The sequence below is a fragment of the Mesorhizobium sp. B4-1-3 genome, from assembly GCF_006439355.1.
Lineage (GTDB): Bacteria > Pseudomonadota > Alphaproteobacteria > Rhizobiales > Rhizobiaceae > Mesorhizobium.
Genome location: NZ_VFTG01000002.1, coordinates 81,843 through 106,734 on the forward strand (window position 1 = coordinate 81,843; position 24,892 = coordinate 106,734).

Consider the following 24,892-nt stretch of genomic DNA (forward strand, 5'->3'; position numbering starts at 1 on the left):
CGTTTTCGTAGAACGATGAACCGCCCCAGGAGCGGGATACTTCTGCCTCGTCAGCGCAGCGCCGCCGCGATGTTGCCGCCGTCAACCGTCGTCACGTCCGCCGTGGTGCGTTCGGCCAGCGCTTGGTGCAGGAAGGCCTGCGCTACGTCGTCGGCCGTCACCTCCTGTCCGAGCAGATTGCCGGACATGTATTCCTTTTCCGAGACACCGCGCGCGCCGGACCGGCTGGCGATCATAGCGTCGGTCAGGAGCCCTGAGCGGATACGGTCGGCGTTGACCGCATTGGAGCGGATGCCATAGGCGCCGTAGTCCAACGCATATTGCCTGGACAGGAACAGCGTCGCCGCCTTCGGAATGCCGTAGGCGCCGAATTTCGGGCCGGGGTTGATCGCCTGCTTTGAGGTGTTGAAGAGAAGCACGCCGCCGGTGCCCTGTTCCAGCATGATGCGCACCGCATTCTGCGCCGCCGACTGGTGGGCGAAGAAATTGAGCTCGAAGCTTTTGCGCAAAGTGGCATCATCTAGTTCGCCGATACGGCCTTCCCAGGCGGCGCCTGCGTTGGAGACCAGGATGTCGACGCCGCCATAGACGGCGACCGCCTTGTCGAAGGCAGCGCGCATCTCGGCCGGCTTGGTGATATCGGCGCCGATGCCGATCGAATTGTTGCCGGCCGCCTTCGCCGCGTCCGCGGCCTTTGCCGGATCGAGGTCGACGATCACCGCATGCGCCCCATTGGCCGCGAACAGTTTTGCCGTCGCGGCGCCGATTGCGCCTGCGCCGCCAGTGACCAGCACCACCTGGCCGGTCAGCGGCTTCGGCTTGTTGGAGGCGAGCTTGGCCTGTTCCAGCGACCAGTATTCGAGCGGGAACAGATCGGCCTTGGAGAGCGGATGGAATTTGCCGATCGCTTCCGCGCCGCGCACCGCCTCGATCCACATCTCGCCGACATCCGACGCAATCTTCGCATCTTTCAGCGTGCGGCCATGGCCGAACATGCCAAGACCCGGCACCAGTGTCAGGCGCGGCATCGGGTCGAGCATGGTGCGCTTGACGTCGTCCAGCGCGTCATTGGTCTCGAAATAGGCGGTGTAGTCCTTGACGAAGGCCTCGACATGGCCGCGCACCACGGCCTTATAGTCGCCGAGCTTGTCGGCATCGGGCGCCGGCACCGCCATCGGTCCCGTCTTGATGCGAATCGACAGATCGGGCGTCGAGACGCCGCGGCCGGCCAACTCGGCAATTTTGGTCGAATTGATGAAATCGACGATCGCGTCGGAGGTGCGGAAGTCGCTGATCATGCGGTCGAAGCGGCCTTCGCCGCGCGACACGGCGACAGCGCCGCGCAGCGTCGGCGCGATGTCGCTCGGCTTGGCGAGCTTTGCCGGTAGCGCCGCCTTGGCCGTGTGCGGCTTGCCGTTCTTGGCGACGAAGTCCTCGGCCATGGTCACATAGTGGATCATGCGGTCATAGGCCTGCTTGGCGTCGTCGCCGAAGGTGAAGATGCCGTGCTTGTCGAGGATCAGGCCTTCGACGCTTGGGTCGGCGTCGAAGACTTCCACCGCCACCTTGGCGAGGTCGAAGCCCGGCTTGATGTAGGGCACGTAACCTAATCTGTCGCCGAACACGGTCTTGATCAGCGGTTTGCTGTCTTCTTGGTCGACGATGGCGAGAATCGCCGTCGAATGCGTGTGGTCGACAAACTTATGCGGCAGGAAGGCATGCAGCAGCGTTTCGACCGAGGGGTTGGGGGAGGCGGGATCGATGAGGTTGGAGCGCTGCAGCGCCACCATGTCCTCGTCGGAGAGCTTGTCCAGAGAGCGCGCCTTGAGCAGCGCGCCCATCTTCACCGCCGGCAGGCCTTGCGGCTCGATGACGGCCATGTCCCAGCCGCTGCCCTTGACGCAGAGCACGTCCCATTCGTCGCCGACCAGGTCGGTAGCCTTGGTCTTGCAGGACGTGTTGCCGCCGCCATGCAGCACCAGCCGCGGCTCGCCGCCGAGCAGGCGGGTCGTGTAGACGCGCAGCGCAAGATCGCGGCCGACGCCCTTCTTGGCATAGTCGGCTACCATCTTTTCCGCGTCGGCGTCATTCCAAAGGTTCTTCATGTCGATCCGTCCGATACTCGTCTTTGCTCATGAACAGAAAGCCGCGACGCCTGTATGACAGAAGCGGCGTGGGGGTCTAAGAGGCCTTCTTGATTGCGGCGCCGGCGTGCTGGAGCAGGCGCTCGGCCATATGCGCACCGACCACCAGATGCGTGCAGAGCCCGCCGGCGATGGCCGCAAGCAGCGGCTCGAACTTGGTGTCTTCCTGCACCACCATCAGCCGCTTCTCGATGGCGCGCAGCGAGGCGAGCTCGGCGGAGATGACGCGCCGGTTGTAGCTGCAGTCGAGCACTTCGCCCCTGGCGTCGATGATCTGCCCGGCGATGACGCCGGCGGCACCCTGGCTGCGCAGCGCTTCCATCTCGGCCGGCGACAGCGCGCCGCATTTCACCAGATGGCTGTCCGCATCGACCGCGCCGACGGAATAGAGCGCCAGGTCGCAATCGGCGATGCCGGCCAGCTGGTCGCGGATCACCGGCTCGCCGCGCAGGCTCTTCGCCAGCCCCTCCGTCGACAGAACCAGCGGCGCATAGAAGTTCAGGCCCTTGGCGTTGAGCCGTCGCGCGATCTCCATCGTGCATTGGTCGGGCCGGTAGGAATAGGGCGCGCCGAGATTGCCGCAAAGCTGTACCACGGTGACGTCCTGCAGGTCGGCAAAGGACATGATGTCGGCGATGGTGTAGACCGTGCGGCCCCAGGCGACGCCGATGCGGTCGCCCTTCTTCACCAGCTCGAGGAAGACGCTCGCCGCAAGCACCGCGATATCGGTCGAGGGATCGGCGAGATAGGCGTTTTCCGGCGCGATCCAGACGGCGTCGAGCCCGAAGGCGTCTTCGACCTTGCGTGCCATGACATCGTCGGTGAAGAGCTGCGTCGAGGTCGAGATGTTGACGATACCGGTCTCGCGCGCCTTGCGCAGATACATGGCGACCGAGGCGCGGGAAATGTTGAGCTGGTTCGCCACTTCGTCCTGGCGAAGGCCATGTGCATAGTAAAGCCAGGCGGCTTTGTGGATGAGCTGTTCTGCCGGTCTGATCGCCATGCCGCCTCCTCGGCTGACAATAGTCACGGCTCTCGACAAAAGTCAAATTTACATGAGAGCCGAGATCGCCTCGCGGCGCGTCTCAATCCGGATCGCTATTCTACCAAGCCGGCGCAGCATAGCATTTTCAGCCGCGGAAGGGGGATAGCGTGACGGCAGGCCTAACGTTAGAAAGCTCGAAAAGACATCGGGGAGAACGGGATGGCCAATCCCTACGAACAGGATCTCGACAGGAACGCCGCCAACCACCAGCCGCTGACGCCGCTCACTTATCTCGAGCGCGCGGCCAAGACCTATCCCGAGCACATCGCCATCATCCATGGCAGCCAGCGCATCACCTATCGCGATTTCTGGCGCCGCTCGCTGAAGCTTGCTTCCGCACTTACCAAGCGCGGCATCGGCAAGGGCGACACGGTGACGGTGATGCTGTCCAACACGCCGCCGATGCTGGAAGCGCATTTCGGCGTGCCGATGACCAAAGCGGTGCTGCATTCGCTGAACACCCGTCTCGACGCCGCCGTCATCGCCTTCCAGCTCGACCATGCCGATTCGAAGGTGCTGATCTTCGACCGCGAATTCTCGGGCGTCGTCAGGCAAGCGCTGGCATTGGCCAAGGTGAAGCCGTTGGTCATCGACTATGACGACCCGGACTATGCGGCCGACGCGCCCTATCCGAAAGGCGAGCGCATCGGCACGCTCGATTACGAAGATTTTCTCGCCGGCGGCGACGAGGCTTTCGCCTGGTCGATGCCGGATGACGAGTGGGACGCCATCTCGCTCAACTATACTTCCGGCACGACAGGCAATCCGAAAGGCGTCGTCTATCATCATCGTGGTGCCGCGCTGATGGCCTACACCAACACCATCCATGCCGGCATGGCCAAGCACGCAGTCTATCTCTGGACGCTGCCGATGTTCCATTGCAACGGCTGGTGCTTCCCCTGGACCTTGGCCGTGCAGGCCGGCACCCATGTCTGCCTGCGCTGGGTGCGGGCAAAGCCGATGTATGACGCCATCGCCGACCATGGCGTCACCCATCTCTGCGGCGCGCCCATCGTCATGTCGGTGCTGATCAACGCCAAGGACGAGGACAAGCGCCAGTTCCCGCAGACTGTCACCTTCAACACCGCTGCAGCACCCCCGCCGGAGGCCGTGCTGTCCGGCATGGCCGATGCCGGCTTCGCCGTCACCCATCTCTACGGCCTGACCGAGACCTACGGCCCGGCCGTCGTCAACGAATGGCACAATGAGTGGGATGGATTGGAGAAGGGCCTCAGGGCAGCGAAAAAAGCGCGACAGGGCGTGCGCTATGCCGCGCTCGAGGGCCTCACGGTAATGAACCCAGAGGCCATGGTGGAGACGCCGGCCGATGGCAAGACCATCGGCGAGGTCATGTTCCGCGGCAACATCGTCATGAAGGGATACCTGAAGAACCGCAAGGCGACCGACGAGGCCTTCGCCGGCGGCTGGTTCCATTCCGGCGATCTTGGCGTCATGCACCCCGACGGCTATATCCAGCTCAAGGACCGCTCCAAGGACATCATCATCTCGGGCGGCGAGAACATCTCCTCCATCGAAGTCGAGGACGCGCTCTACAAGCATCCGTCGGTCGCCTCCTGCGGCGTGGTGGCGCGTGCGGACGAAAAATGGGGCGAGGTGCCGGTCGCCTATGTCGAGCTCAAGCCCGGCAAGACCGCGACCGAGGCCGAGATCATCGAGCATTGCCGAGGACTGCTCGCCCGCTTCAAGGTGCCGAAGGCGGTGGTGTTCGCGGAAATCCCGAAGACGTCGACGGGCAAGATCCAGAAGTTCAGGTTGAGGGAAATGGCGAAGGGGGCGTAGGTTCGCTCCTTCCGCCGTGGCCGCGACGTTGACAATTTTCGCCGTCGCCCTGTGATTTCGTCATCCTATGGTGGAGCAGTCGCGAAGCGACGCTCCTTGCTCCGCCCTAAGATGACGACAGCACGGGCGTTAATGGCTAATCGCCTACGTGGCTCATTGCACCACCTCTTCCTGTCACCATCTGTCACCAAATATACGCGTACGTCGATTCCGCGTTGACTCGTCGTCGCTTTCGTTTTACGACTGACGAAAATTGAAATTCATCACTCATCAAACGAAAGCCGCCATGTCCGAAGCCGCCAACGTAGTGGCAGACCCCGCCAGACAGGAGAATGTGACCCGCATTCTCGACTGCGCCGAGCGGCTGTTCCGCCATTACGGCTACAGCAAGACCAATGTTGCCGACATCGCCCGCGAACTCGGCATGTCGCCGGCCAACATCTACCGCTTCTTTGCCTCCAAGATCGAAATCCACCAGGCCGTCTGCGGCCGCATGCTCGGCGCCAGCTACAAGATGGCCTACGAGATCATGCATCTCCCGGTCAGCGCCGAGGAGCGGCTGCGTCGCTACATTCATGCCCAGTACAAAATGACGCTGGAGGTCATGCTCGACCAGGAGAAGGTGCATGAGATGGTCATCGTTGCGCTGGAGCGCGACTGGAGCGTCATCGATGCGCATGTGAACAGAATTCACGACCTCTATGCCGAGGTGATCCGCGAGGGCATCGAGGCCGGCGAGTTCAGGGAGCAGGATCCGGAGACGGCCTCGCGCTGCTTCGGCGCCGCGACCGTCATTCTGTGCCACCCGCAGATGGTGGCGCAGTGCCTTGCCAAGACCAACCGGGCGATGCCCGACGAACTTATCGACTACGCCATCAGAGCCTTGAAATAGAAGCTGTCCGCCGCGTGCGGCCGACAAATCATCTCCAGTTCGGGAGTGCTAAGGTGTCTTTGTCCAATTCCATTCTCTCCGGTTCCATTCTGCGACGACTGCCGGCCGCAGGCCTCCCAACCGCCGCCGTCATCGCGGCAGTGCTCGGCCTTGCCGGCTGCAGCCAGGAGAAGGCCGAGGTCGTCCAGGAAGTCGTCCGGCCGGTGAAGGTTGTCGAGATCGGCGAGGCGCAGACCACCCGCCAACTCGACTATTCCGGTTCGGTGCGCGCCCGCACCGAGATGAATCTCGGCTTTCGCATCGCCGGCAAGGTCACCGAGCGCCTGGTCGACATCGGCCAGCATGTGAATGAGGGCGACGTGCTCGCCCGCATCGATCCCGCCGACTACCAATTGTCGGTGAAGAGCGCCGCGGCCAGCCTCGACGCTGCCGAGCGCCAGGTCGAGACCGTCGACCTTGCCAGGAAGCGCGCCGAGCAGCTCTACGCCAAGAATTTCGCGCCGAAGTCGCAGCTCGACCAGGCGCGGCTGACTTACGACCAGGCGATGGCGACCCGTGATGCCGCCCGTTCGACGCTGGCCCAGGCGCAGAACCAGGTTCAATACGCCGATCTGAAGGCCAGCAAGAACGGCATCGTCACCACCATCTCGGCCGATGTCGGCCAGGTGGTCGCCGCCGGCACGCCGGTCATGACCGTCGCGGTCGATGGCGAGAAGGAAGTGTCGATCGCGGTGCCGGAGACGGACATCGCCGGCTTCCGTCCGGGTAAGGAGGTCAAGGCGAGCTTCTGGTCGGATGAGGGGCTCACCCTTGACGGCAAGGTCCGCGAGGTCGCCGGCAGCGCCGATCCGCAGTCGCGCACCTTCGCGGTCCGGGTCTCGCTGCCCAACGATCCGCGCGTGCTGCTCGGCATGACCGCCAATGTCCAGGCGACCGTCGGCAGCAAGGCTGAGCTCGTCTCGATCCCGCTGACCGCGATGACCGAGAAGGACGGCAAGCAGATCGTCTGGACCGTCGATCGCGCCTCCGACACGGTGCATCCGCGCCCGATCAAGGTCGCCAGCTTCACCGCCGACGGCGTCGCCGTGGCTGACGGCCTGAAACAGGGCGATGTCGTGGTCGCGGCCGGCACCCAGTTCATGACCGACAATTTGAAGGTCAAGCTTTCCAGCGACGCCCAGCAATCCGCCTCGGCGGAGAATGACGTCGCGACCACCAGCAGCCTGCGCTGATGCTTGTCGCCCAAAAGTGCGAAGCGGTTTTGGGAGAACGACATGCATCGAACTAAAACCTGGAGTCAGGCGTAACAGACGCTTTCCCGCTCTCGCTGCGTCGAGCCGCGAGCCGGGGAAGGCATGGGTTCCGGGCGGCGGACGCCCGATCGTGAGATGCCGGCATGTTGACTTCCCCCGCAGCAGCGCCGCGTCCAGCGCGATTTGCGAGTCTCTCTCCGCTTGAGGGTCTCGCCGCCCGGAAACCCGACCGAGAATTCACAGGCAATGCCGAGCGTGCATTGCCGACCAATTGGACTGGACTTGTGCCATGACCACGACGGACAGCAGCACTGAAAAGCGGCCTTTCAACCTCTCGCGCTGGGCGATCGGACATCCGAGCATCGCGCGCTTCCTGTTCGGGCTGATCATCCTGGCCGGCGCGCTCGGCCTGATGCGCATGGGCCAGAAGGAAGACCCAGACTTCACCTTCCGCGTCATGGTGGTGCAGGCGATCTGGCCGGGCGCCTCGATCCAGGACATGGAGGACCAGGTCGTCAACAAGATCGAGCGCAAGCTGCAGGAAACGCCGCATCTCGACTTCGTGCGCTCCTACACCCGCGCCGGCAGCGCCATCATCACGCTTCAGGTCAAGGGCGACACCAACGCCGAGGAGGTGAAGGACGCCTTCTATCAGGTGCGCAAGAAAGTCGGCGACATTTCCAGTGAGTTGCCGCAAGGCCTGCTCGGTCCGTATTTCAACGACGAGTTCGGCGACACGTTCATCACGCTGCATTCGATCAGCGGCGACGGCTTCACCTATCCGGAGCTGAAGAAGTTCGCCATCCAGGCGCGCGACATGCTGTTGACGACGCCCGGCGTCGAGAAGGCCGTCATCATCGGCGACCAGCCGGAGAAGATCTATATCGACGTCTCGTCAAAGGCGTTGGCCGAGCGTGGCCTGACCATCCTCGACCTGCAGAACGCCGTGAAAGGGCAGAACGCCGTCGTTCCGGCAGGCTCCGTCGACACCGGCCTGCGCTCGGTGCGCATCTCCGTCGAGGGCGACGTCACCAGGGCTGCCGACATCCGCGAGTTGAGGCTGCGCTCCGGCAACCAGGTGACGCGCCTCGGCGACATCGCCACCGTCTCTTCCGGCCTCGAGGATCCTTACGAGCGCAAATATCGCTTCAACGGCCACGAGAGCGTCCAGGTCGGCGTCGTCATGGCCAAGGGCTTCAACGTCAGGGATGTCGGCAAGGATGTCGAGGCGACCTACCAGCGTTTCGAGGCCGGGCTGCCCTATGGCGTTTCGGTCGACCAGATCTCCGACCAGCCCGAGGTCGTCAAGGATGCGGTCAACGAGTTCATGGAGGCGCTTGGCGAAGCGCTGCTTATCGTGCTCGTCGTGTCGTTCCTGTCGATCGGCTGGCGCTCGGGCCTGGTGATCGCCATCGCCATCCCGCTCGTGCTCGCCGCGACGTTCGCCATCATGTACGAGATCGGCATCGACTTGCAGCGCATCTCGCTCGGCGCGCTGATCATCGCGCTCGGCCTGTTGGTCGACGACGCCATGATCGTCGTCGAGATGATGGAACGAAAGCTGGAGGAGGGACTGGTCAAGATCGAGGCGGCGAGCTTCGCCTATACCTCGACCGCCTTCCCGATGCTCACCGGCACGCTGATCACCACGGCGGGCTTCATCCCGGTCGGCTTCGCCGCCTCCACCGCCGGCGAATATGTGCGCACGCTGTTCTACGTCGTCGGCATCGCGCTGGTGGTGTCGTGGTTCGTCGCGGTCTATTTCACGCCGTGGCTGGGCTACATGATCCTGAAACAGCGCAAGCACGCCGGCACCCACCACGATGTCTTCGACACGCGTTTCTACCGCCGCCTGCGCGCCACCGTCACCTGGGCCGTGCGCCACCGCATCATCGTTCTGGCGATGACGCTGGTCACCTTCGCCACCAGCCTGTGGGCGTTTCAGTTCATCCCGCAGAACTTCTTCCCGCAATCCTCGCGTCCGGAAATCCTCGTCGATCTGTGGCTACCGGAAGGCACCTCGATCAAGGAGGTCGAGAACCAGGCCAAGGCGCTGGAATCAAGGATGATGGACGATCCCGACAAGCGCTTCATCGCCACCTATATCGGCGAAGGCGCCCCGCGCTTCTTCCTGCCGCTCGACCAGCAACTCCGCAACCCGAACTTCGCCCAGCTCCTGGTGATGGCCAAGGACGAGCCGGCGCGCGAGCGGCTGATCGTCAGGATGCGCGGCATCCTCGCCAAGGACTTCCCCTCGATCCGCGGCAAGGTCGACCGTCTCTTCCTCGGTCCGCCGACCGGCTGGCCGGTGCAGATGCGCATCATGGGCCCGGACCGCAAGGAGGTGCGCCGCATCGCCGACGAGGTGAAGGCGAAGTTCCAGGCCAATCCGCTGCTCGGCGCCATCCATGACGACTGGCTGGAGCCGGTGCCGGCGATGAAGCTGGTGATCGACCAGGACCGCGCCCGCGCCCTTGGCGTCACCTCGCAGCGCATCCGCCAGATGCTGCAGGCCACCATGTCCGGCGCGCCGCTCGACGACTTCCGCGACGGCGAGGAGACGGTCTCGATCGTCGCCCGCGAGCCGGATGCGACCCGCCACCTGCTCTCCTCGGTCGATTCGGTCTACATCCCGACCGACTTCGGCGGCTCGGTGCCGCTGTCGCAGGTGGCCAAGGTCGTGCCCGTCATGGAGCAGGGCATCGAATGGCGGCGCGACCGCCTACCGACCATCAGCGTGCGCGCCACGCTGCCGGACGGCGTGCAGTCGAACGACGTCGTCACCAAGATGTACAACGACATGAAGGACCTGCGCGCCGGCCTCGCGCCCGGCTACAAGGTGGAGATCCAGGGCGGCGCCGAGGATTCTGCCGAGAGCCAGGCCTCGATCGCGGCCAAGGCGCCGATCATGCTGGCCATCATCGTCGTACTCTTGATGGTCCAGCTGCAGCATTTCGGCAAATCGATGCTGGTGCTGGCCACCGGTCCGCTCGGTATCATCGGCGCCGCCGCGGCGCTGCTGATCAGCGGCGCGCCGTTCGGCTTCGTCGCGATCCTTGGCGTCATCGCGCTGCTCGGCATCATCATGCGCAACTCGATCATCCTGGTCGATCAGATCGACCAGGATATCGCGGCCGGCATGGAGCGATCAGAAGCGATTGTGGGTGCCGCCGTGCGCCGCTTCCGGCCGATCATGCTGACGGCGCTCACCGCCGTGCTGGCGCTGATCCCGATCTCGCGTGCCGTCTTCTGGGGACCGCTCGCCTACGCCATGATGGGCGGCATCCTGGTCGCCACGGTGCTCACCATCCTGGTGCTACCGGCCGGCTACGCCCTGTTCTTCGGCCGCGCGCCCAAGAAGGCCAAGACCGACGAGCAGGCGCCCGAGCCGGAAAAGGTCGAAGGCATCGAACGGCCGCAGCTGGCCCTGGCCGCGGAATAACAAAACCGGCCGGTCCAATGTGGGCCGGCCGGCTTCCCTTTGCCGCGGGGGCGGCCGCTAGCTCGTCAGATCACGAAGATCCAGTTGGCGATGAGCACGACGATGATGCCGGCAACGAGTGTCAGATAGGGCAGCATGCCGGCCTTCTTGACCTTGAGGTCGGCTCCCGACATGCCGAGATCAGCCAGCATGTGCTCGGGGAACTTGCCGCCGTCCTGGATGTAGTGGCGGAAGCAGAACACCGGGATGATCAGCGCCGCGGTGAACAGCCCGGCCCACAGCGCCATCGGGTTCCAGACCTTGGCGCCGGCGCCCATGAAGATCGCGTTGACATAGGCGAAGATGGCGCCGATCCCGAGCAGCCAGCTCGGCGCCTTCCACGGCCGTTTGATGTGGCCGTTATCGATGCGATGGATCCAGCCCGCGTTGAGGTTGAGGAAGTTGAAGATGATGTAGCCGCAATTCGACACGGCGAGGATGAAGAAGAAGCTCGTCGCGTCGGCCGAGGCGATCGCCAGCACGATCAGGTTGAAGCAGAGATCTGTCCACATGGCCCGCGTCGGCGCGCCATGCTCGTTTACGTGGCTGAGATAGCGCGGCAGCCAGCCGTCGACCGAGCCCTGGTAGAGCGTGCGCGAGGAGCCGGCCATCGCCGTCATGATGCAGAGCACCAGCGCCAGGATCATCAACATGACCAGCAGGCTGTGGATCAGCTTGCCGCCGCCGACCATGCCGGCCAGCGCGTCGGCGACGCCCGAGCCGTCGACGATCGGCGTCGCCAGCATGCCGTTCAAGCCAAGCACGCCCTGGAAAGTGAAGGGCACCAGAATGAACAGCAGCATACAGAGCAGGCCGGAATAGAAGATCGCCTTGAAGGTGTCGGTGCCGGGGTTCTTGAATTCCGACGTGTAGCAGACCGCGGTCTCGAAGCCGTAGGTCGACCATGCTGCGATGAACATGCCGCCGAGCGCCAGCGTCCAGCCGGCAATGTTCCAGGAGCCGGGATCTGGCGCATAAGCGGTGGCCAGCGGCACCAGCGGCGAGAAATTCGCCCAGTCGATCTGGCCAGTGAAGATGGGCACGACGCCGACGATCAGCATCGGGATGATGACCAGCAGTCCGATATATTTCTGCACGCTGGCCGTACCGAGGATGCCGCGATGCTGGATCGAGAAGATGATCAGCATCAGCACGGCGCCGATGAAGAAGGTGGCGTTGAAGGTGAAGGACACCGGGCCAAGCGTGTGGCCCCACAGCGACCATGTGCGGATCGCCGGCGTCGCGGCGGCGGTCACTGCGGCGATCGCGTCGGCGGGCGCCGTCCCGGCATGGGCCGCGATATAGGCAATCACTTCGGCAGAATTCTCTGTGAAGATCGGCACCGGCGCCAGGGCGTTGAGAATATAGGCGGCGGCGATCGAGCAGCCGAGCGACAGCACCGGCGTCCAGGCGAACCAGTTGCACCACACCGACAGCGGTGCGATGAACTTCGAATAGCGCAACCAGGCGGTCGCGCCGTAGATCGAGGCGCCGCCCGACTTGTTCGGGAACAGGCCGGCGATCTCGGCATAGGTGAAGGACTGCAGGAAGCCCATGATCATGGACACCGTCCAGATCAGGAAGGCGAGCTTTCCGGTCGTGCCGGCAATGCCGCCGATCGAGAACAGGACCAGTGCCGGAACGCCGCTTGCCACCCAGAAGGCGCCGCGCCAGTCGATATGCCTGAGCAGCTTGCTTTCGGCAGGCTGCTCGAGGGCCGTGGTTATCGTGCTCATATCTTGTGTCTTCCCCTTTTTTCTGTTCCCCGCCGGCGACGCTTCGGCTCAGGCGAAGCTTGCTCCCCGGCAAATCACCGTCGACCCATCGTGTTTCCACTCAGTCGTATTTTTTTCTTAAGAGTGAAGATTGACCCGACGCGCTTTCGCGTCAAGCGTTTTGTGGATGTCATGCACATCACGCTTGCGAAACATTGATCCGACCGCCGCCGGCGGCGGTCGGCGAGGGTTCGGATCAGCCTTGGGAGGCTTTTGGAACTCGGCTTTTTTAGGAGCGCGGTTTGGTCTTCTGCGGGTCATAATGCGCGAAGGCGACGACGCGCGCGGGCAGCCGCTTGGCGTGGCCGTCGAGCTTGCCGATCTCGACCTCCGTGCCGATCTCGGCATGGGTGACGTCGAGCCGCGCCAGCGCGATGGTCTTGCCGAGCACCGGCGAGCGCATGCCGGAGGTTACGACGCCGATCTGGGCGCGGCCGACATGGACGCAGTCGCCATGGCCGACCGGGATGTTGGCATCGATGTCGAGCCCGACCAGCTTGTGCTGCGGATGTTCCTTGCGCCGGATCAGCGCATCGCGGCCGATGAAGTCATCGGTCTTCGTCTTGAGCGGCACGGTGAAGCCGATGCCGGCCTCGAACGGGTCGGTCTGGTCGGAGAACTCGTAACCGGCGAAGATCAGCCCGGCCTCAATGCGCACCATGTCGAGCGCCTGCAGGCCCATCGGCTTCAGCCCGTGCGGCTGGCCGGCTTCCCAGATCGCGTCGAACACCTTTTCGGCGTCGCGCGGATGGCACCAGATCTCGTAGCCGAGCTCGCCCGTATAGCCGGTGCGCGAGACCACGACCGGCACGCCGTTGCCGCCGCCGATGCGCGCAACCGCGAAGCGGAACCATTCGAGCTCGCCGATCGAAGGCTGCACCGGCGAGGTCCAGACGACCTCCTTCAAGATCTCGCGGCTCTTCGGCCCCTGCACGGCAATATTGTGCATCTGGTCGGTGGAGGAGCGCACCAGCACGTTGAGGCCGAGTTTCCTTGCCGTCTCGCGCAGCCACTCGCCGGAAAGATCGTCGCCGCCGACCCAGCGGAAATTGTCCTTGCCGAGCCTGAGCAGCGTGCCGTCGTCGATCATGCCGCCATGCTCGTAGCACATCGCTGTATAGACGACCTGGCCGACGCCGAGCTTCTTGACGTCGCGGGTCAGCGTGTATTGCAGCAGCGCCTCGGCATCCGGCCCGGTGACCTCGAACTTGCGCAGCGGCGACAGGTCCATGATCACGGCGTCCTGCCGGCAGGCCCAGTACTCGGCGATGGGCCCTTCCTTGGCGAAGGAATTGGCCAGCCAATAGCCCCTGTATTCGACGAAGTCGCGCGTGTGCTTGGCAAAGCTCGAATGAAAAGCTGTCTCGCGGGTCATTTTCGGTTCCGAGTCGGGCTTCATGCGTCTGGCGATCGCTCGCGAGAATTTGTGCTGGCCGGAATAGGTCCGCACATGGATGTCGGTGAGGTCCCAGCCATTGGCGGGCGTGGTGTCGTCCGGGCAGGCCGAGGACACGCAGACGATGTCGGTCAGGGCTCTGAGCAGCACATAGTCGCCCGGCCGCGACCATGGCTCGTCCGACACCATCACGCCATGCGCGTCGATCGCCGTATTGAAGAAGAAGTTGATCGCCATCCAGCCGGCGCGGGGCGTGACACCCTTGCCGGCCAGCGCCTTGTTGAAATTCTCCGAGCAGTTGGTGTGGCCCGGATAGCCGATGTCGTCGTAATATTTGGCGGCGCAGGCGAGCGCGAAGGCGTCGTGCCGGCCGCACGTGTCCTGCACCACCTCGACCAGCGGCTCCATGTCCTGGTCGTAATATTTCGAATGCAGTCCCGGCATCGGATAGGCCGAGCCCATCAGCGTGCGGGTCGTCGTCACGTCGAGCGGCAAGTCGCGTCGCTTATCCAGCTTGCGCGCCGAAAAACACTGGAAGTCGGTGCATTGCCGACCGTCGACATCGATGATCTGCAGATAGTCGCCCGCCTTGACGAAATAGGATTCAGCGGTCGCCGATTTCACGCGCAGATCGAGCACAGGATCGGCGAGCGGATCGGCAAGCTGCCCTCTTGTCTTCAGGCGGATGGTGGCGCGGCGCACCAGCACGGTGAGCGGCGTCGCCGTGTTGTGGCCGTCGACCAGCATCGGGCCGCCGGGCGCCGCGATCAGCAGCGCGCCGCTGCGTTGGACGGAAAAACTCTGCTCGGTGCCGGCCGGCGTGGCGCCGCCGAACACGCGCACGGCCTTCGGCTGGTCGAGCTCCACCTTGCGGTGCTCGAGGCTGAGGCGCAACGCCGAAAGGCTGTCGTCGCCTTCGGCGAGCAGCGCCTTGATGCCGGCGGCATTGCTGTTCGACCGTTCGCCAAAAATGCCGGGATCGGTTGCGCCGGACTTGTCCCAGGCCAGCAATTCGCAAGGCTGGCCGCCCTCGACATTGATAAGGCTGACGCTGTCGCCCGCCTCGACGTCGATCAGCACCGCGCCATTGCCCTGCACCGTGTAGCGCTCCAGGCCGGGCGGCAGGCGGATCTCGCCGGGCCTTAGGATCAGGCTGGGCTTGGGTGGCCCGGACAGGACGGCGGGGTAGGGCGACTGGCTCATCTCAAACCCTCCTCCGAGCGAGAAACAAGTTTGCCTGTGTGTAAAATTATTTTCGCTGAGAGAATAGCAGGGGGAATGCGTTTGGCAAGGCTGCGGTGGTGCTCTCGATGCAATCGCCGCGAGGTGATTTGCCGACATGCTTGTCCTTCGAACGCCGGCGCTGCCCCTCATCCGCCCTTCGGGCACCTTCTCCCTGTGAACGGGGCGAAGGACGCTGCCGCCTTCGATTTCGCCAATCGCCAATGCCGCAGAAAAGGCGCGGCGCGTTCCCAGCTTCTTTCTCCCCGTTTACGGGGAGAAATGCCCGGCAGGGCAATGAGGGGCGGCGCTGAGCCCGAAAATTATCGAGCTACAATTCCTCGGAATGGCCGATTGTCACACCGTATTCCGCGGCCGAGTCCAAAATGGTGTGCCAGAGGCTCTCGGCAAAGGTTGCAAACACGAGGAGATTGAACACAGCCTGGCCGCTTCGGTCATTTCCGCGCCACAGCGTGACGCTGGTGTGATCCATCGACGTGGCCGCCGCCGCGCCCACACCGAACACATCGGGATGCAAATCGATCGACGACAGCTTGGCGAGCATCGCGCGCGCCTTGTCGCCGGACACGCTGATCAGCGCCCGCGCGTGCGACTGGTCGGAAAGCGATGCCGAGCCGGCAAAGACGATAGCCAGGCTTTCGATGGAATGCCTGCCGTCCTTGGACAGCACGAGAAACTGGTCCGGTCCGGACCAGATCAGCGTCGCATCGGCCGCAGCGACCGCCCTGGGCGTTTCGGGCGCGGCGATGCCGAAGCGCGCCTTCGCCGCCTTCGCGGTCTCGCCGGCCTTGCCGCGCCGCGCCATCACCTGCACGAGGTCGAAATTGCGGATCTCGGTCAGCGACACGCCGGCGTCGCCTTGCGCGCCGTAAGCGCCGGCGACCAGCGCGCGGTCGAGCGGGCCGCGGATGTCCCAGGAAAAATCAGCCACGCTGGCGCCCTCCATCCGGGTCGTAGAAGACGGAATTGCAGAGCTCGACATCGTAGTCCTCGCCGCGCAGCGGATCATGCGCGCGCACGATCTCGCCGATACGCTCACGGCCGCGCTCGACAAGACCGAGCCCGATCCACTGGTCGAGCACCGGCGAGAAGCAGACCGAGGTGATATAGCCCTGGTCGTTGTCGGGGCCGGGCGTCTCGCCCTTCGGAATGATGTGCGCGCCGGAGCGCAGGCGGCGCGCCTTGTCGGTCGGCTTGATGCCGACGACCACCTGCCGGTTCGACGCGGTGAGCGCCTCGCGTCCAGCCATGACGCGGCCGATGAAATCCTTCTTGGTCGACATCATCTTGCCGAGGCCGAGATCACCAGCGGTCGTGGTGCCGTTGAGCTCCGGCCCGGCGACATGGCCCTTTTCGATGCGCATCACGCCGAGCGCCTCGGTGCCGTAAGGCGTGATGCCCAACGGCTTGCCGGCAATCATCAGGTTGCGCGCCATCGCCTCGCCATAGCGCGCCGGCACCGAAATCTCGAACGCCATCTCGCCGGAGAAGGAAATGCGGAACAGCCGCGCTTTCAGGCCGCCGCGCAACGCAACTTCCCGCGCGCCCATGAACGGAAAACCTTCGTTCGACAGGTCCTCGCCCGGATCGACGACCTCCTTCAAGAGGTCGCGTGTCTTCGGTCCGGCGATCGAGAACTGCGCCCACTGGTCGGAGACAGAGGTCAGCTGCACGTCGAGTTCGGGGAACAGCACCTGGCGGCAGAATTCGAGATGCTGCATCACCAGTCCGGCCTTGGCCGTCGTGGTGGTGAGGAAATAATGGTCCTCGGCCAGACGCGAGGTCGTGCCGTCATCATAGACGATCCCATCCTCGCGCAGCATCAGCCCGTAACGTGCCTTGCCGACGGCAAGGCTGGAGAAGGCGTTGATGTAGACACGGTCGAGGAAGGCGCCGGCATCGGGCCCGTGCACGTCGATCTTGCCGAGCGTCGAGACATCGCAGAAGCCGACGCCTGAGCGCACCGCCTTGACCTCGCGGGTCACCGATTCCAGCCAGTCCTTCTCGCCGGCGCGCGGATACCATTGCGCGCGTTTCCACAGGCCGGTGTCGACGAAGATGGCGCCCTGTTCGGCCGCCCAGTGATGCGACGGCGTCAGCCGGGTCGCATGGAAATTCTCGTCGCGGTGATGTCCGGCGAAGGCGCCAATGGCGACCGGCACGTAAGGCGGCCGATAGATTGTCGTCCCGGTTTCGGGAATGGACTTGCCGCTGACCGCCGCCATGATGGCGAGGCCGGCGACATTCGAGGTCTTGCCCTGGTCGGTCGCCATGCCCAGCGTGGTGTAGCGCTTCAGATGCTCGACCGACTCGAAGCCTTCGCGCTGCGCCAACTCGACATCGGAAGCGGTGACGTCATGCTGCTGGTCGACGAAGGCCTTGCCCTTGCCGGCGACATGCCACAGCGGCGTAAGGGAAAAGGCCTCGTCGTCGGCGACCGGCATCGATCCGATACTGCCGCTGCGTCCAGCATCGCGCGCGGCGGCAGCGCCGGCTTCGAAGCCTTCGCGCAAGCAGGCGCCAAGTCCGAAGGCGCCGTTGGCCGCGCCCGCGGCGACCATGCCGGGCGGCGCGCCGTCCGGCACGAAAGCGGCGATGTCGTCGCGCCATTTCGGCCGGCCGCGATGGTAGGAAGTAAGGCCGACCGCCGGGTTCCAGCCGCCGGAGACGGCAAGTCCGTCGGCCTCGACCTCGGCGCGGGCGCCGCCGCTCAGCGAGACGGATATCTTGCGTATCCCGCCCTTGCCGCCGTCGACGCCGGCGACAGCGCCGTGCAGCACCGAGAAGCCGCCCTTGCTGGCCAGCGAGCGATGCGCCGGCGAAACATCCGGCCGCGCATCGATCACAGCTGCCACTTGCAACCCCGCGGCGATCGCCGTTTCGGCGGTGCGCCAGCCGTCCTCATTGTTGGTGAAGAGCGCGATGCGCCTGGCCGGCGCGGCCGCGTAGCGATTGATGTAGCTGCGCATGGCCGACGCCATCATCACGCCCGGCGTGTCGTTGCCTGCGAAGACGATCGGGCGTTCGATCGCGCCGGCCGCAACGACGCAGCGCTTGGCCACGATCCGCCACAGGCGCTGGCGCACCTGATGCTCGGGCGGCACCGGCAGATGGTCGTTGACGCGTTCGATCGCGCCATAGGTGCCGCCATCGTAGACGCCGAACAAAGTCGTCCGCGTCATGATGCGCACGTCGGGCATAGCCTCAAGTTCGGCAACCGCGCGCGCGACCCATTCGGAGGCCGGCAATCCGTCGATCGTGTCACCATCGGCGAGCAGACGGCCACCGAGGACGAAATCCTCCTCGCACAGGATGACGCGCGCGCCGCTCCGGCCCGCGGCAAGGGCTGCCGCCAGGCCGGCCGGCCCGGAGCCCGCGATCGCCACGTCGCAATGCGCCCAGGCCTTGTCGTAGTGGTCGGGATCGGAAACGCCCGCCGCGCGGCCAAGACCGGCAGCGCGACGGATCGCCGGCTCGTAGATAGTCTCCCAGAATTTCGCCGGCCACATGAAGGTCTTGTAGTAGAAGCCCGCGACGAAGATCGGCGCGAACAGCTGGTTGACCGACATGACGTCGAAATTGAGCGACGGCCAACGGTTCTGGCTGGCGGCTTCCAGGCCTTCATAGAGCTCGGCCGTGGTCGCCTTGGTATTCGGCTCGCGCCTGGCGCCGCTGCGCAGCTCGACCAGCGCGTTCGGCTCTTCCGACCCAGCGGTGAGAATTCCGCGCGGCCGGTGATATTTGAACGAACGGCCGACGAGCTTGACACCGTTCGCGACGAGCGCGGAAGCCAGCGTGTCGCCCTTGAAGCCCGAGAAGGTCTTGCCGTCGAAGCGGAAGTTGAGCGGTGTCGAGCGGTCGATGAGACCGCCATTGTTCAGCCGGTTTGCCTGATCGCCGCGCATCACGCACCAACCTTGGCGGCGCCGGCGCCCGCCGCTGGTTCCACGGCCGAAATCTCATGGGTCAGCGTGTTGCGCGTGACCTTCAGCCAGGCGCGGCAGCCGCCGCCATGGTACCAGTGCTCGCTCATCACGCCGGCGATGTTGTCGCGCAGATAGACGTAATCGTAGACGGCATCCTCGCCGGCATCGGCCGCGGGGCGTTGCGGCTTGGCGTCGCCGAGATAGGTGAACTCGCCGAGTTCGCGTTCGCCGCAGAAGGGACAGACTATGCGCATGGCTGGGTCTTCAGAGCATGATGCCAAAAAGTGTGAAGCGGTTTTTGGATAACATCATGCTCTATCCTAATGGAGGTTCGGTTGGGCGCCCTGGCCCTTCTCGTCGATCATGGCGCCGCGCTGGAACCGGTCGAGGCGGAAGAGCGCGGCTTCCTTGTGCGATTGATCGCGGGCGATGAGATGCGCGAAGACGAAGCCCGAGCCCGGCGTCGCCTTGAAGCCGCCATAGCACCAGCCGGCATTGATATAGAGGCCATCGACCGGGCTCTTGTCGATTATCGGCGAGCCGTCCATCGACATGTCCATGATGCCGCCCCACTGGCGCAACAGCCGCACGCGGCCGATCATCGGGATCAGCGCCATGCCGCCTTCGCAGACATCCTCGACCACCGGCAGATTGCCGCGCTGCGCATAGGAATTATAGCCGTCGATGTCGCCGCCGAAGACCAGCCCGCCCTTGTCCGACTGGCTGACATAGAAGTGTCCGGCGCCGAAGGTCATGACGTTGGGCAAGAGCGGCTTGATCGCTTCGGAGACGAAAGCCTGCAGCACATGGCTTTCGATCGGCAGTCGCAAGCCGGCCATCGCCGCGACGCGCGACGAGGAACCGGCCACCGCCATGCCGACCTTGCCAGCGCCGATCTTTCCGCGCGAGGTCTCGACGCCGGTCACCTTGCCGTTGGCGTCGCGCGTGAAGCCGGTGACCTCGCAATTCTGGATGATGTCGACGCCGAGCGCGCTTGCCGCATGCGCGTAGCCCCAGACCACGGCGTCATGCCGCGCCGTGCCGCCGCGCCGCTGCAGCAGCCCGCCCTGCACGGGGAAGCGCGCATTGTCGAAGTTGAGGAACGGCAGCATTTTCCTGAGCGCCGCCTGGTCGAGCAGCTCGGCGTCGATGCCATTGATGCGCATCGTGTTGCCACGCCGGGCGAAGGCGTCGCGCTGCGCGTCGGAATGATAGAGGTTGAGCACGCCGCGCTGGCTGACCATCGCATTGTAGTTGAGGTCCTGCTCCATCGGTTCCCAGAGCTTCATCGACAATTCGTAGAAGCCGGTATTGCCGGGCAGGCCGTAATTGGAGCGGATGATGGTGGTGTTGCGGCCGGCATTGCCGGAGCCGATCCACCCCTTTTCCAGCACCGCCACGTTGCGGATGCCGAACTCGCTGGCGAGGAACCAGGCGGTGGCGAGCCCGTGCCCGCCGCCGCCGATGATCACCACGTCGTAGCGGTCCTTGGGCGCTGCGTCGCGCCAGGTGGGCTGCCAGTTCTTGTGGCCGGAAAGGGCGGCGCGGGCGAGCGAGAAGATCGAATATTTCATCAGTTTATTCCGAGGTCGCTCGCACCGCCGAGATATCTAGATATCCAGCGTGTGGTCGCGCTCCCACTGCGTGAAGTGCGACGCATAGGAATTCCATTCCTGCTGCTTCAGCTTTAGATATGCCGACGAAAATTCCTCACCCAGCGCCGCCTTGAGCGATTTGTCGTTGTCGAATTCGCGCAGCGCGTCGAGCAGGTTGAGCGGCAGTTTCGGCGCATCCGTGACCGTATGGCCTAGCTGGTACATGTCGATGTCGTAGCGCTTGCCGGGATCCGCCTTGGAGCGGATGCCGTCGAGGCCGGCAGCGATGATGACGGCCTGCAGGAGGTAGGGATTGGCGGCGCCATCCGGCAGACGCAGCTCGAAGCGCCCTGGCCCCGGCACGCGCACCATATGGGTACGGTTGTTGCCGGTCCAGGTCACCGTGTTCGGCGCCCAGGTCGCGCCCGAAATGGTGCGCGGCGCGTTGATGCGCTTATAGGAGTTGACCGTCGGATTCGTGATCGCGGCGAGCGCCGAGGCATGCTTCATGATGCCGCCGAGAAAGTTCCTGCCCTTGGCGGAGAGGCCGAGCTCTTGCGAATTATCGGCAAACACGTTGGTCTTGCCGCTCTCGTCCCACACCGAGATATGCGCATGGCAGCCATTGCCGGTCAGGCCCTGGAAGGGCTTGGGCATGAAGGTCGCGCGAAGGCCATGCTTCTCGGCGATCGACTTGACCATGAACTTGAAGAAGGAGTGCTTGTCGGCGGTCGCCAGCGCGTGATCGAAGGTCCAGTTCATCTCGAACTGGCCGTTGGCATCCTCATGGTCGTTCTGGTACGGACCCCAGCCCAGCGCCAGCATATAGTCGCAGATCTCGGCGATCACGTCGTAGCGGCGCATCACCGCCTGCTGGTCGTAGCAGGGCTTCGAGGCCGTATCGTATTCGTCGGAGATCGCCTTGCCGTCGGGCGAGATCAGGAAGAACTCGGCCTCGACGCCGGTCTTGACATGCATGCCGTCGCGGGCGGCTTCGTCGATCACCCGCTTCAGCGTGTTGCGCGGCGCCTGGTCGACGAGCTTGTCATCCATCACGCAGGTGGCCGCGACCCAGGCGACGTCTTTCTTCCACGGCAATTGGATAACCGAATCCGGGTCCGGCACCGCCAGCATGTCCGGATGCGCGGGCGTCAGATCGAGCCAGGTCGCGAAGCCGGCGAAGCCCGCACCGTCCTTCTGCATGTCGGCGATCGCCTGCGCCGGCACCAGCTTGGCGCGTTGCCCGCTGAACAGGTCGGTGTAGGAGATCATGAAATATTTGACGCCGTTCTCCTTGGCGAATGCGGCGAGATCGTTCCCCATTATAGTTCCTCGCTTATGTGATCTTGGAAGTTTGTCTTAGAAACCGTTCTTCCCCGGTATCCAGTTGGTGCCGGCCAAAGGCACGCCGGCCATGGCGGCGGCTTCGATCGAGAGCGCGACGAGATCCTCGGGCTCGAGATTATGCAGTCTGTTCTTGCCGCAGGCGCGGGCAATCGTTTGCGCTTCCAGCGTCATCACCTTGAGGTAGTTCGCCAGCCGTCGTCCGGCCGCGATCGGGTCGACCCGCTTCATCAATTCGGGGTCCTGCGTGGTGATGCCGGCCGGGTCGCGACCCTCATGCCAGTCGTCATAGGCGCCGGCGGTGGTGCCCAGCGCATTGTACTCCGCCTCCCAGCGCGGATCGTTGTCGCCGAGCGCGACGAGCGCCGCCGTGCCGATCGACACCGCGTCGACGCCGAGCGCCAGCGCCTTGGCGACATCGGCGCCGTTGCGGATGCCGCCGGAAACGATCAACTGCACCTTGCGATGCATGCCGAGGTCCTGCAGCGCCTGCACTGCCGGCCTGATGCAGGCAAGCGTCGGCTGGCCGACATTCTCGATGAACACTTCCTGGGTCGCGGCCGTGCCGCCCTGCATGCCGTCGACCACGACGACGTCCGCGCCGGCCTTCACCGCGAGCGCGGTGTCATAGTAGGGGCGGGCGCCGCCGACCTTGACATAGATAGGCTTTTCCCAGTCGGTGATCTCGCGCAGTTCGAGGATCTTGATCTCGAGATCGTCCGGGCCGGTCCAGTCGGGATGGCGCGAGGCCGAGCGCTGGTCGATGCCCTTGGGCAGGGTGCGCATCTCGGCGACGCGGTCGGAAATCTTCTGCCCCAGCAGCATGCCGCCGCCGCCGGGCTTGGCGCCCTGGCCGACCACCACTTCGATCGCGTCGGCGCGGCGCAGGTCGCGCGGATTCATGCCGTAGCGCGAGGGCAGGTATTGATAGACCAGCGTCTTCGAATGGCCGCGCTCTTCCTCGGTCATGCCGCCGTCGCCCGTCGTGGTCGAGGTGCCGGAAAGCGTGGCGCCGCGCCCCAACGCTTCCTTGGCGGGACCAGAGAGAGATCCAAAGCTCATGCCGGCGATGGTGATCGGGATCTTCAGCTCGATCGGCTTCCTGGCGTGGCGCGAGCCGAGCACCACCGAGGTGTCGCAGCGCTCGCGATAGCCTTCGAGCGGATAGCGCGAGATCGAGGCGCCGAGGAATAACAGGTCGTCGAAATGCGGCAGCTTGCGCTTGGCGCCGGCGCCGCGGATGTCATAGATGCCGGTCGCGGCCGCGCGGCGGATCTCGGAAAGCGTGTAGTCGTCGAAGGTCGCGGATTTGCGCGGCGTCGTCGGCGGGTTGCGGTAAGTCATCTTGCCTCAATACGCGTCGGCGTTATCGATGTTGAAATTGTAGAGTTTGCGGGCCGAACCGTAGCGTTTGAACTCCGAGGCCTTGACGCCGGTGACGCCGGCCTTGTCGAGCAGGCCTTGCAACAATTCGATATGCTCGGGCCGCATTTCCTTGGCGATGCAGTCGGCGCCGAGGCTTTCCACCTTGCCGCGCACGAAGAGCCGCGCCTCGTAGATTGAGTCGCCCAAGGCATCGCCGGCATCGCCCAGCACCACGAGGTTGCCGGACTGCGCCATGAAGGCCGACATGTGGCCGATGTTGCCGTGCACGACGATGTCGATGCCCTTCATCGAGATGCCGCAGCGCGAGGAGGCATTGCCCTCGATGACCAGCAAGCCGCCGCGACCGGTGGCGCCGGCATACTGGCTGGCGTCGCCCTTGATGACGATCGAGCCCGACATCATGTTCTCGCCGACGCCGGGCCCGGCCGAGCCATGCACGGTGATCGCCGCGCCGTCATTCATGCCGGCGCAGTAATAGCCGACGCTGCCGCGCACATCGATGCTGACCGGCTGGTCGACGCCGACGGCGACCGAATGGCTGCCCTTCGGATTGAGCACCTCCCAGGCGGTCTCGTTCGAGCCGGGCGTGAGCTTGTGCAGCGCCTGGTTCAACTCGCGCAACGAGTGTTGCGAGAGATCGAACACCGTCGCATGGCCTTGCTCGCGCTCGGCCTTCGATATCGGGGTTGCCGGCATCAGCTCAATGCTCCCAGAAATAAACGGTTGCGGGCTCGGGCTCCCAGACCCGCGCATTGTCGATGCCGGGCAGCTTGGTCAGCGCGCGATATTCCGAGCCGAAGGCGACATACTGGTCGGTCTCGGCCATCACGGCGGGCTTGCAAGCGATCGGATCGCGCACCACGCCGAAGCCGTTCTTGGTGCCGACGACGAAGGTGAAGAAGCCGTCGAGGTCGGAGAGCGTGCCTTCCAGCGCCTCGCCGAGATTCTTGCCATGCGCCATCCGGTTGGAGAGATAGGCAGCGGCCACTTCCGTGTCGTTCTCGGTCTCGAACGTCATGCCGTCGCGGATCAGCTCGCGGCGTACATTGTTGTGGTTGGAGAGCGAGCCATTGTGCACCAGGCACTGGTCGGCGCCGGTCGAGAACGGATGCGCGCCCATCGTCGTCACAGCCGATTCCGTCGCCATGCGGGTGTGGCCGATGCCGTGCGTGCCGGTCATCGCGCGCACGCCGAAGCGTTCGACGACGGCTTCGGGCAGGCCGACTTCCTTGTAGATCTCCACTGCCTCGCCGGCACCCATGATGCGGATGTCGGGCCGGAGCGTCTGCAGTACCTCGCGTGCGGCGTCGAACTTGTCCGGCGTGGTCCTGATCACCGCATGCGTGGACTTGACCGCTACGCTGACCGGCGCGCCGATCGCCTTGGCGAGGTCCGCGTCGAGGCCGCGGAAATCGCGATCGGGCGTCGGCGACTGCACGGTGATCTTGGCTTCATTGCCGGTGGCCGCGCCATAGATGGCAATGCCGGCGCTGTCCGGTCCGCGGTCGCTCAGCGACACCAGCATCTCGGACAGCATGGCGCCGAGCTTCGGCTCCAGCGCCTTGTCCTTCAAGAAAAGCCCGACGATTCCGCACATGCCAGCCTCCGACAAT

At 64.6% G+C, this 24,892-nt stretch carries 16 protein-coding genes; 4 read left to right on the plus strand and 12 right to left on the minus strand.

Annotation, left to right across the window (positions count from 1 at the left end; genetic code table 11):
* Window positions 1-50: 50 nt before the first annotated feature.
* Window positions 51-2,105: a bifunctional aldolase/short-chain dehydrogenase gene (locus FJW06_RS03315; RefSeq protein WP_140747931.1), complete on the minus strand. Its 2,055-nt coding sequence runs from the start codon at window positions 2,103-2,105 to the stop codon at window positions 51-53.
* 76 nt (window positions 2,106-2,181) lie between these two features.
* The gene (locus tag FJW06_RS03320) at window positions 2,182-3,147 is read right to left on the minus strand and encodes a sugar-binding transcriptional regulator (RefSeq protein ID WP_140747934.1); all 966 of its coding nucleotides are present in this window, start codon (window positions 3,145-3,147) and stop codon (window positions 2,182-2,184) included.
* 201 nt (window positions 3,148-3,348) lie between these two features.
* Here FJW06_RS03320 and FJW06_RS03325 point away from each other — a divergent pair, with 201 nt between their 5' ends.
* The 4 genes from FJW06_RS03325 (at window position 3,349) to FJW06_RS03340 (ending at window position 10,576) form a co-directional block, all read left to right on the plus strand.
* The gene (locus FJW06_RS03325) at window positions 3,349-4,989 is read left to right on the plus strand and encodes an acyl-CoA synthetase (RefSeq protein WP_140747937.1); all 1,641 of its coding nucleotides are present in this window, start codon (window positions 3,349-3,351) and stop codon (window positions 4,987-4,989) included.
* A gap of 286 nt (window positions 4,990-5,275) precedes the next feature.
* Window positions 5,276-5,881, plus strand: a complete 606-nt coding sequence (locus tag FJW06_RS03330) for a TetR family transcriptional regulator (protein ID WP_140747940.1) — start codon at window positions 5,276-5,278, stop codon at window positions 5,879-5,881.
* A gap of 59 nt (window positions 5,882-5,940) precedes the next feature.
* The gene (locus tag FJW06_RS03335; RefSeq protein WP_246674525.1) at window positions 5,941-7,113 is read left to right on the plus strand and encodes an efflux RND transporter periplasmic adaptor subunit; all 1,173 of its coding nucleotides are present in this window, start codon (window positions 5,941-5,943) and stop codon (window positions 7,111-7,113) included.
* Window positions 7,114-7,423: 310 nt separating this feature from the next.
* Window positions 7,424-10,576, plus strand: a complete 3,153-nt coding sequence (locus FJW06_RS03340; protein WP_140747943.1) for an efflux RND transporter permease subunit — start codon at window positions 7,424-7,426, stop codon at window positions 10,574-10,576.
* Between the two features lie 65 nt (window positions 10,577-10,641).
* Here FJW06_RS03340 and FJW06_RS03345 read toward each other — a convergent pair whose 3' ends face one another.
* From FJW06_RS03345 to FJW06_RS03395, 10 genes are all read right to left on the minus strand, one after another.
* Window positions 10,642-12,351 carry an APC family permease gene (locus tag FJW06_RS03345; RefSeq protein WP_140747946.1) on the minus strand — a complete coding sequence of 570 codons (1,710 nt, stop codon included), beginning with the start codon at window positions 12,349-12,351 and terminating at the stop codon, window positions 10,642-10,644.
* 268 nt (window positions 12,352-12,619) lie between these two features.
* Window positions 12,620-14,989 carry an aminomethyltransferase family protein gene (locus FJW06_RS03350; RefSeq protein ID WP_140747949.1) on the minus strand — a complete coding sequence of 790 codons (2,370 nt, stop codon included), beginning with the start codon at window positions 14,987-14,989 and terminating at the stop codon, window positions 12,620-12,622.
* A gap of 349 nt (window positions 14,990-15,338) precedes the next feature.
* Window positions 15,339-15,959 carry a sarcosine oxidase subunit gamma family protein gene (locus FJW06_RS03360; RefSeq protein WP_140747952.1) on the minus strand — a complete coding sequence of 207 codons (621 nt, stop codon included), beginning with the start codon at window positions 15,957-15,959 and terminating at the stop codon, window positions 15,339-15,341.
* Window positions 15,952-18,933, minus strand: coding sequence for a sarcosine oxidase subunit alpha (locus tag FJW06_RS03365; RefSeq protein ID WP_140747955.1), 2,982 nt, complete (start codon window positions 18,931-18,933; stop codon window positions 15,952-15,954). The genes FJW06_RS03360 and FJW06_RS03365 overlap by 8 nt, the downstream gene beginning before the upstream one ends.
* Window positions 18,933-19,208, minus strand: a complete 276-nt coding sequence (locus tag FJW06_RS03370) for a sarcosine oxidase subunit delta (protein WP_027164512.1) — start codon at window positions 19,206-19,208, stop codon at window positions 18,933-18,935. Before FJW06_RS03370 ends, FJW06_RS03365 begins: the two co-directional genes overlap by 1 nt.
* Before the next feature lie 66 nt (window positions 19,209-19,274).
* A complete protein-coding gene (locus FJW06_RS03375; RefSeq protein WP_140747958.1) occupies window positions 19,275-20,528 on the minus strand; it encodes a sarcosine oxidase subunit beta family protein in 1,254 nt (417 codons plus the stop codon).
* Window positions 20,529-20,564: 36 nt separating this feature from the next.
* Entirely contained in the window at window positions 20,565-21,872 is a 1,308-nt protein-coding gene (gene glnT / locus FJW06_RS03380) for a type III glutamate--ammonia ligase (RefSeq protein ID WP_140747961.1), read from the minus strand.
* A gap of 36 nt (window positions 21,873-21,908) precedes the next feature.
* A complete protein-coding gene (locus FJW06_RS03385) occupies window positions 21,909-23,237 on the minus strand; it encodes an FMN-binding glutamate synthase family protein (protein ID WP_140747964.1) in 1,329 nt (442 codons plus the stop codon).
* Window positions 23,238-23,243: 6 nt separating this feature from the next.
* The gene (locus FJW06_RS03390; RefSeq protein ID WP_140747967.1) at window positions 23,244-23,975 is read right to left on the minus strand and encodes a GXGXG domain-containing protein; all 732 of its coding nucleotides are present in this window, start codon (window positions 23,973-23,975) and stop codon (window positions 23,244-23,246) included.
* A gap of 4 nt (window positions 23,976-23,979) precedes the next feature.
* Window positions 23,980-24,876: a glutamine amidotransferase family protein gene (locus FJW06_RS03395; protein ID WP_140747969.1), complete on the minus strand. Its 897-nt coding sequence runs from the start codon at window positions 24,874-24,876 to the stop codon at window positions 23,980-23,982.
* Between the last annotated feature and the right edge of the window lie 16 nt (window positions 24,877-24,892).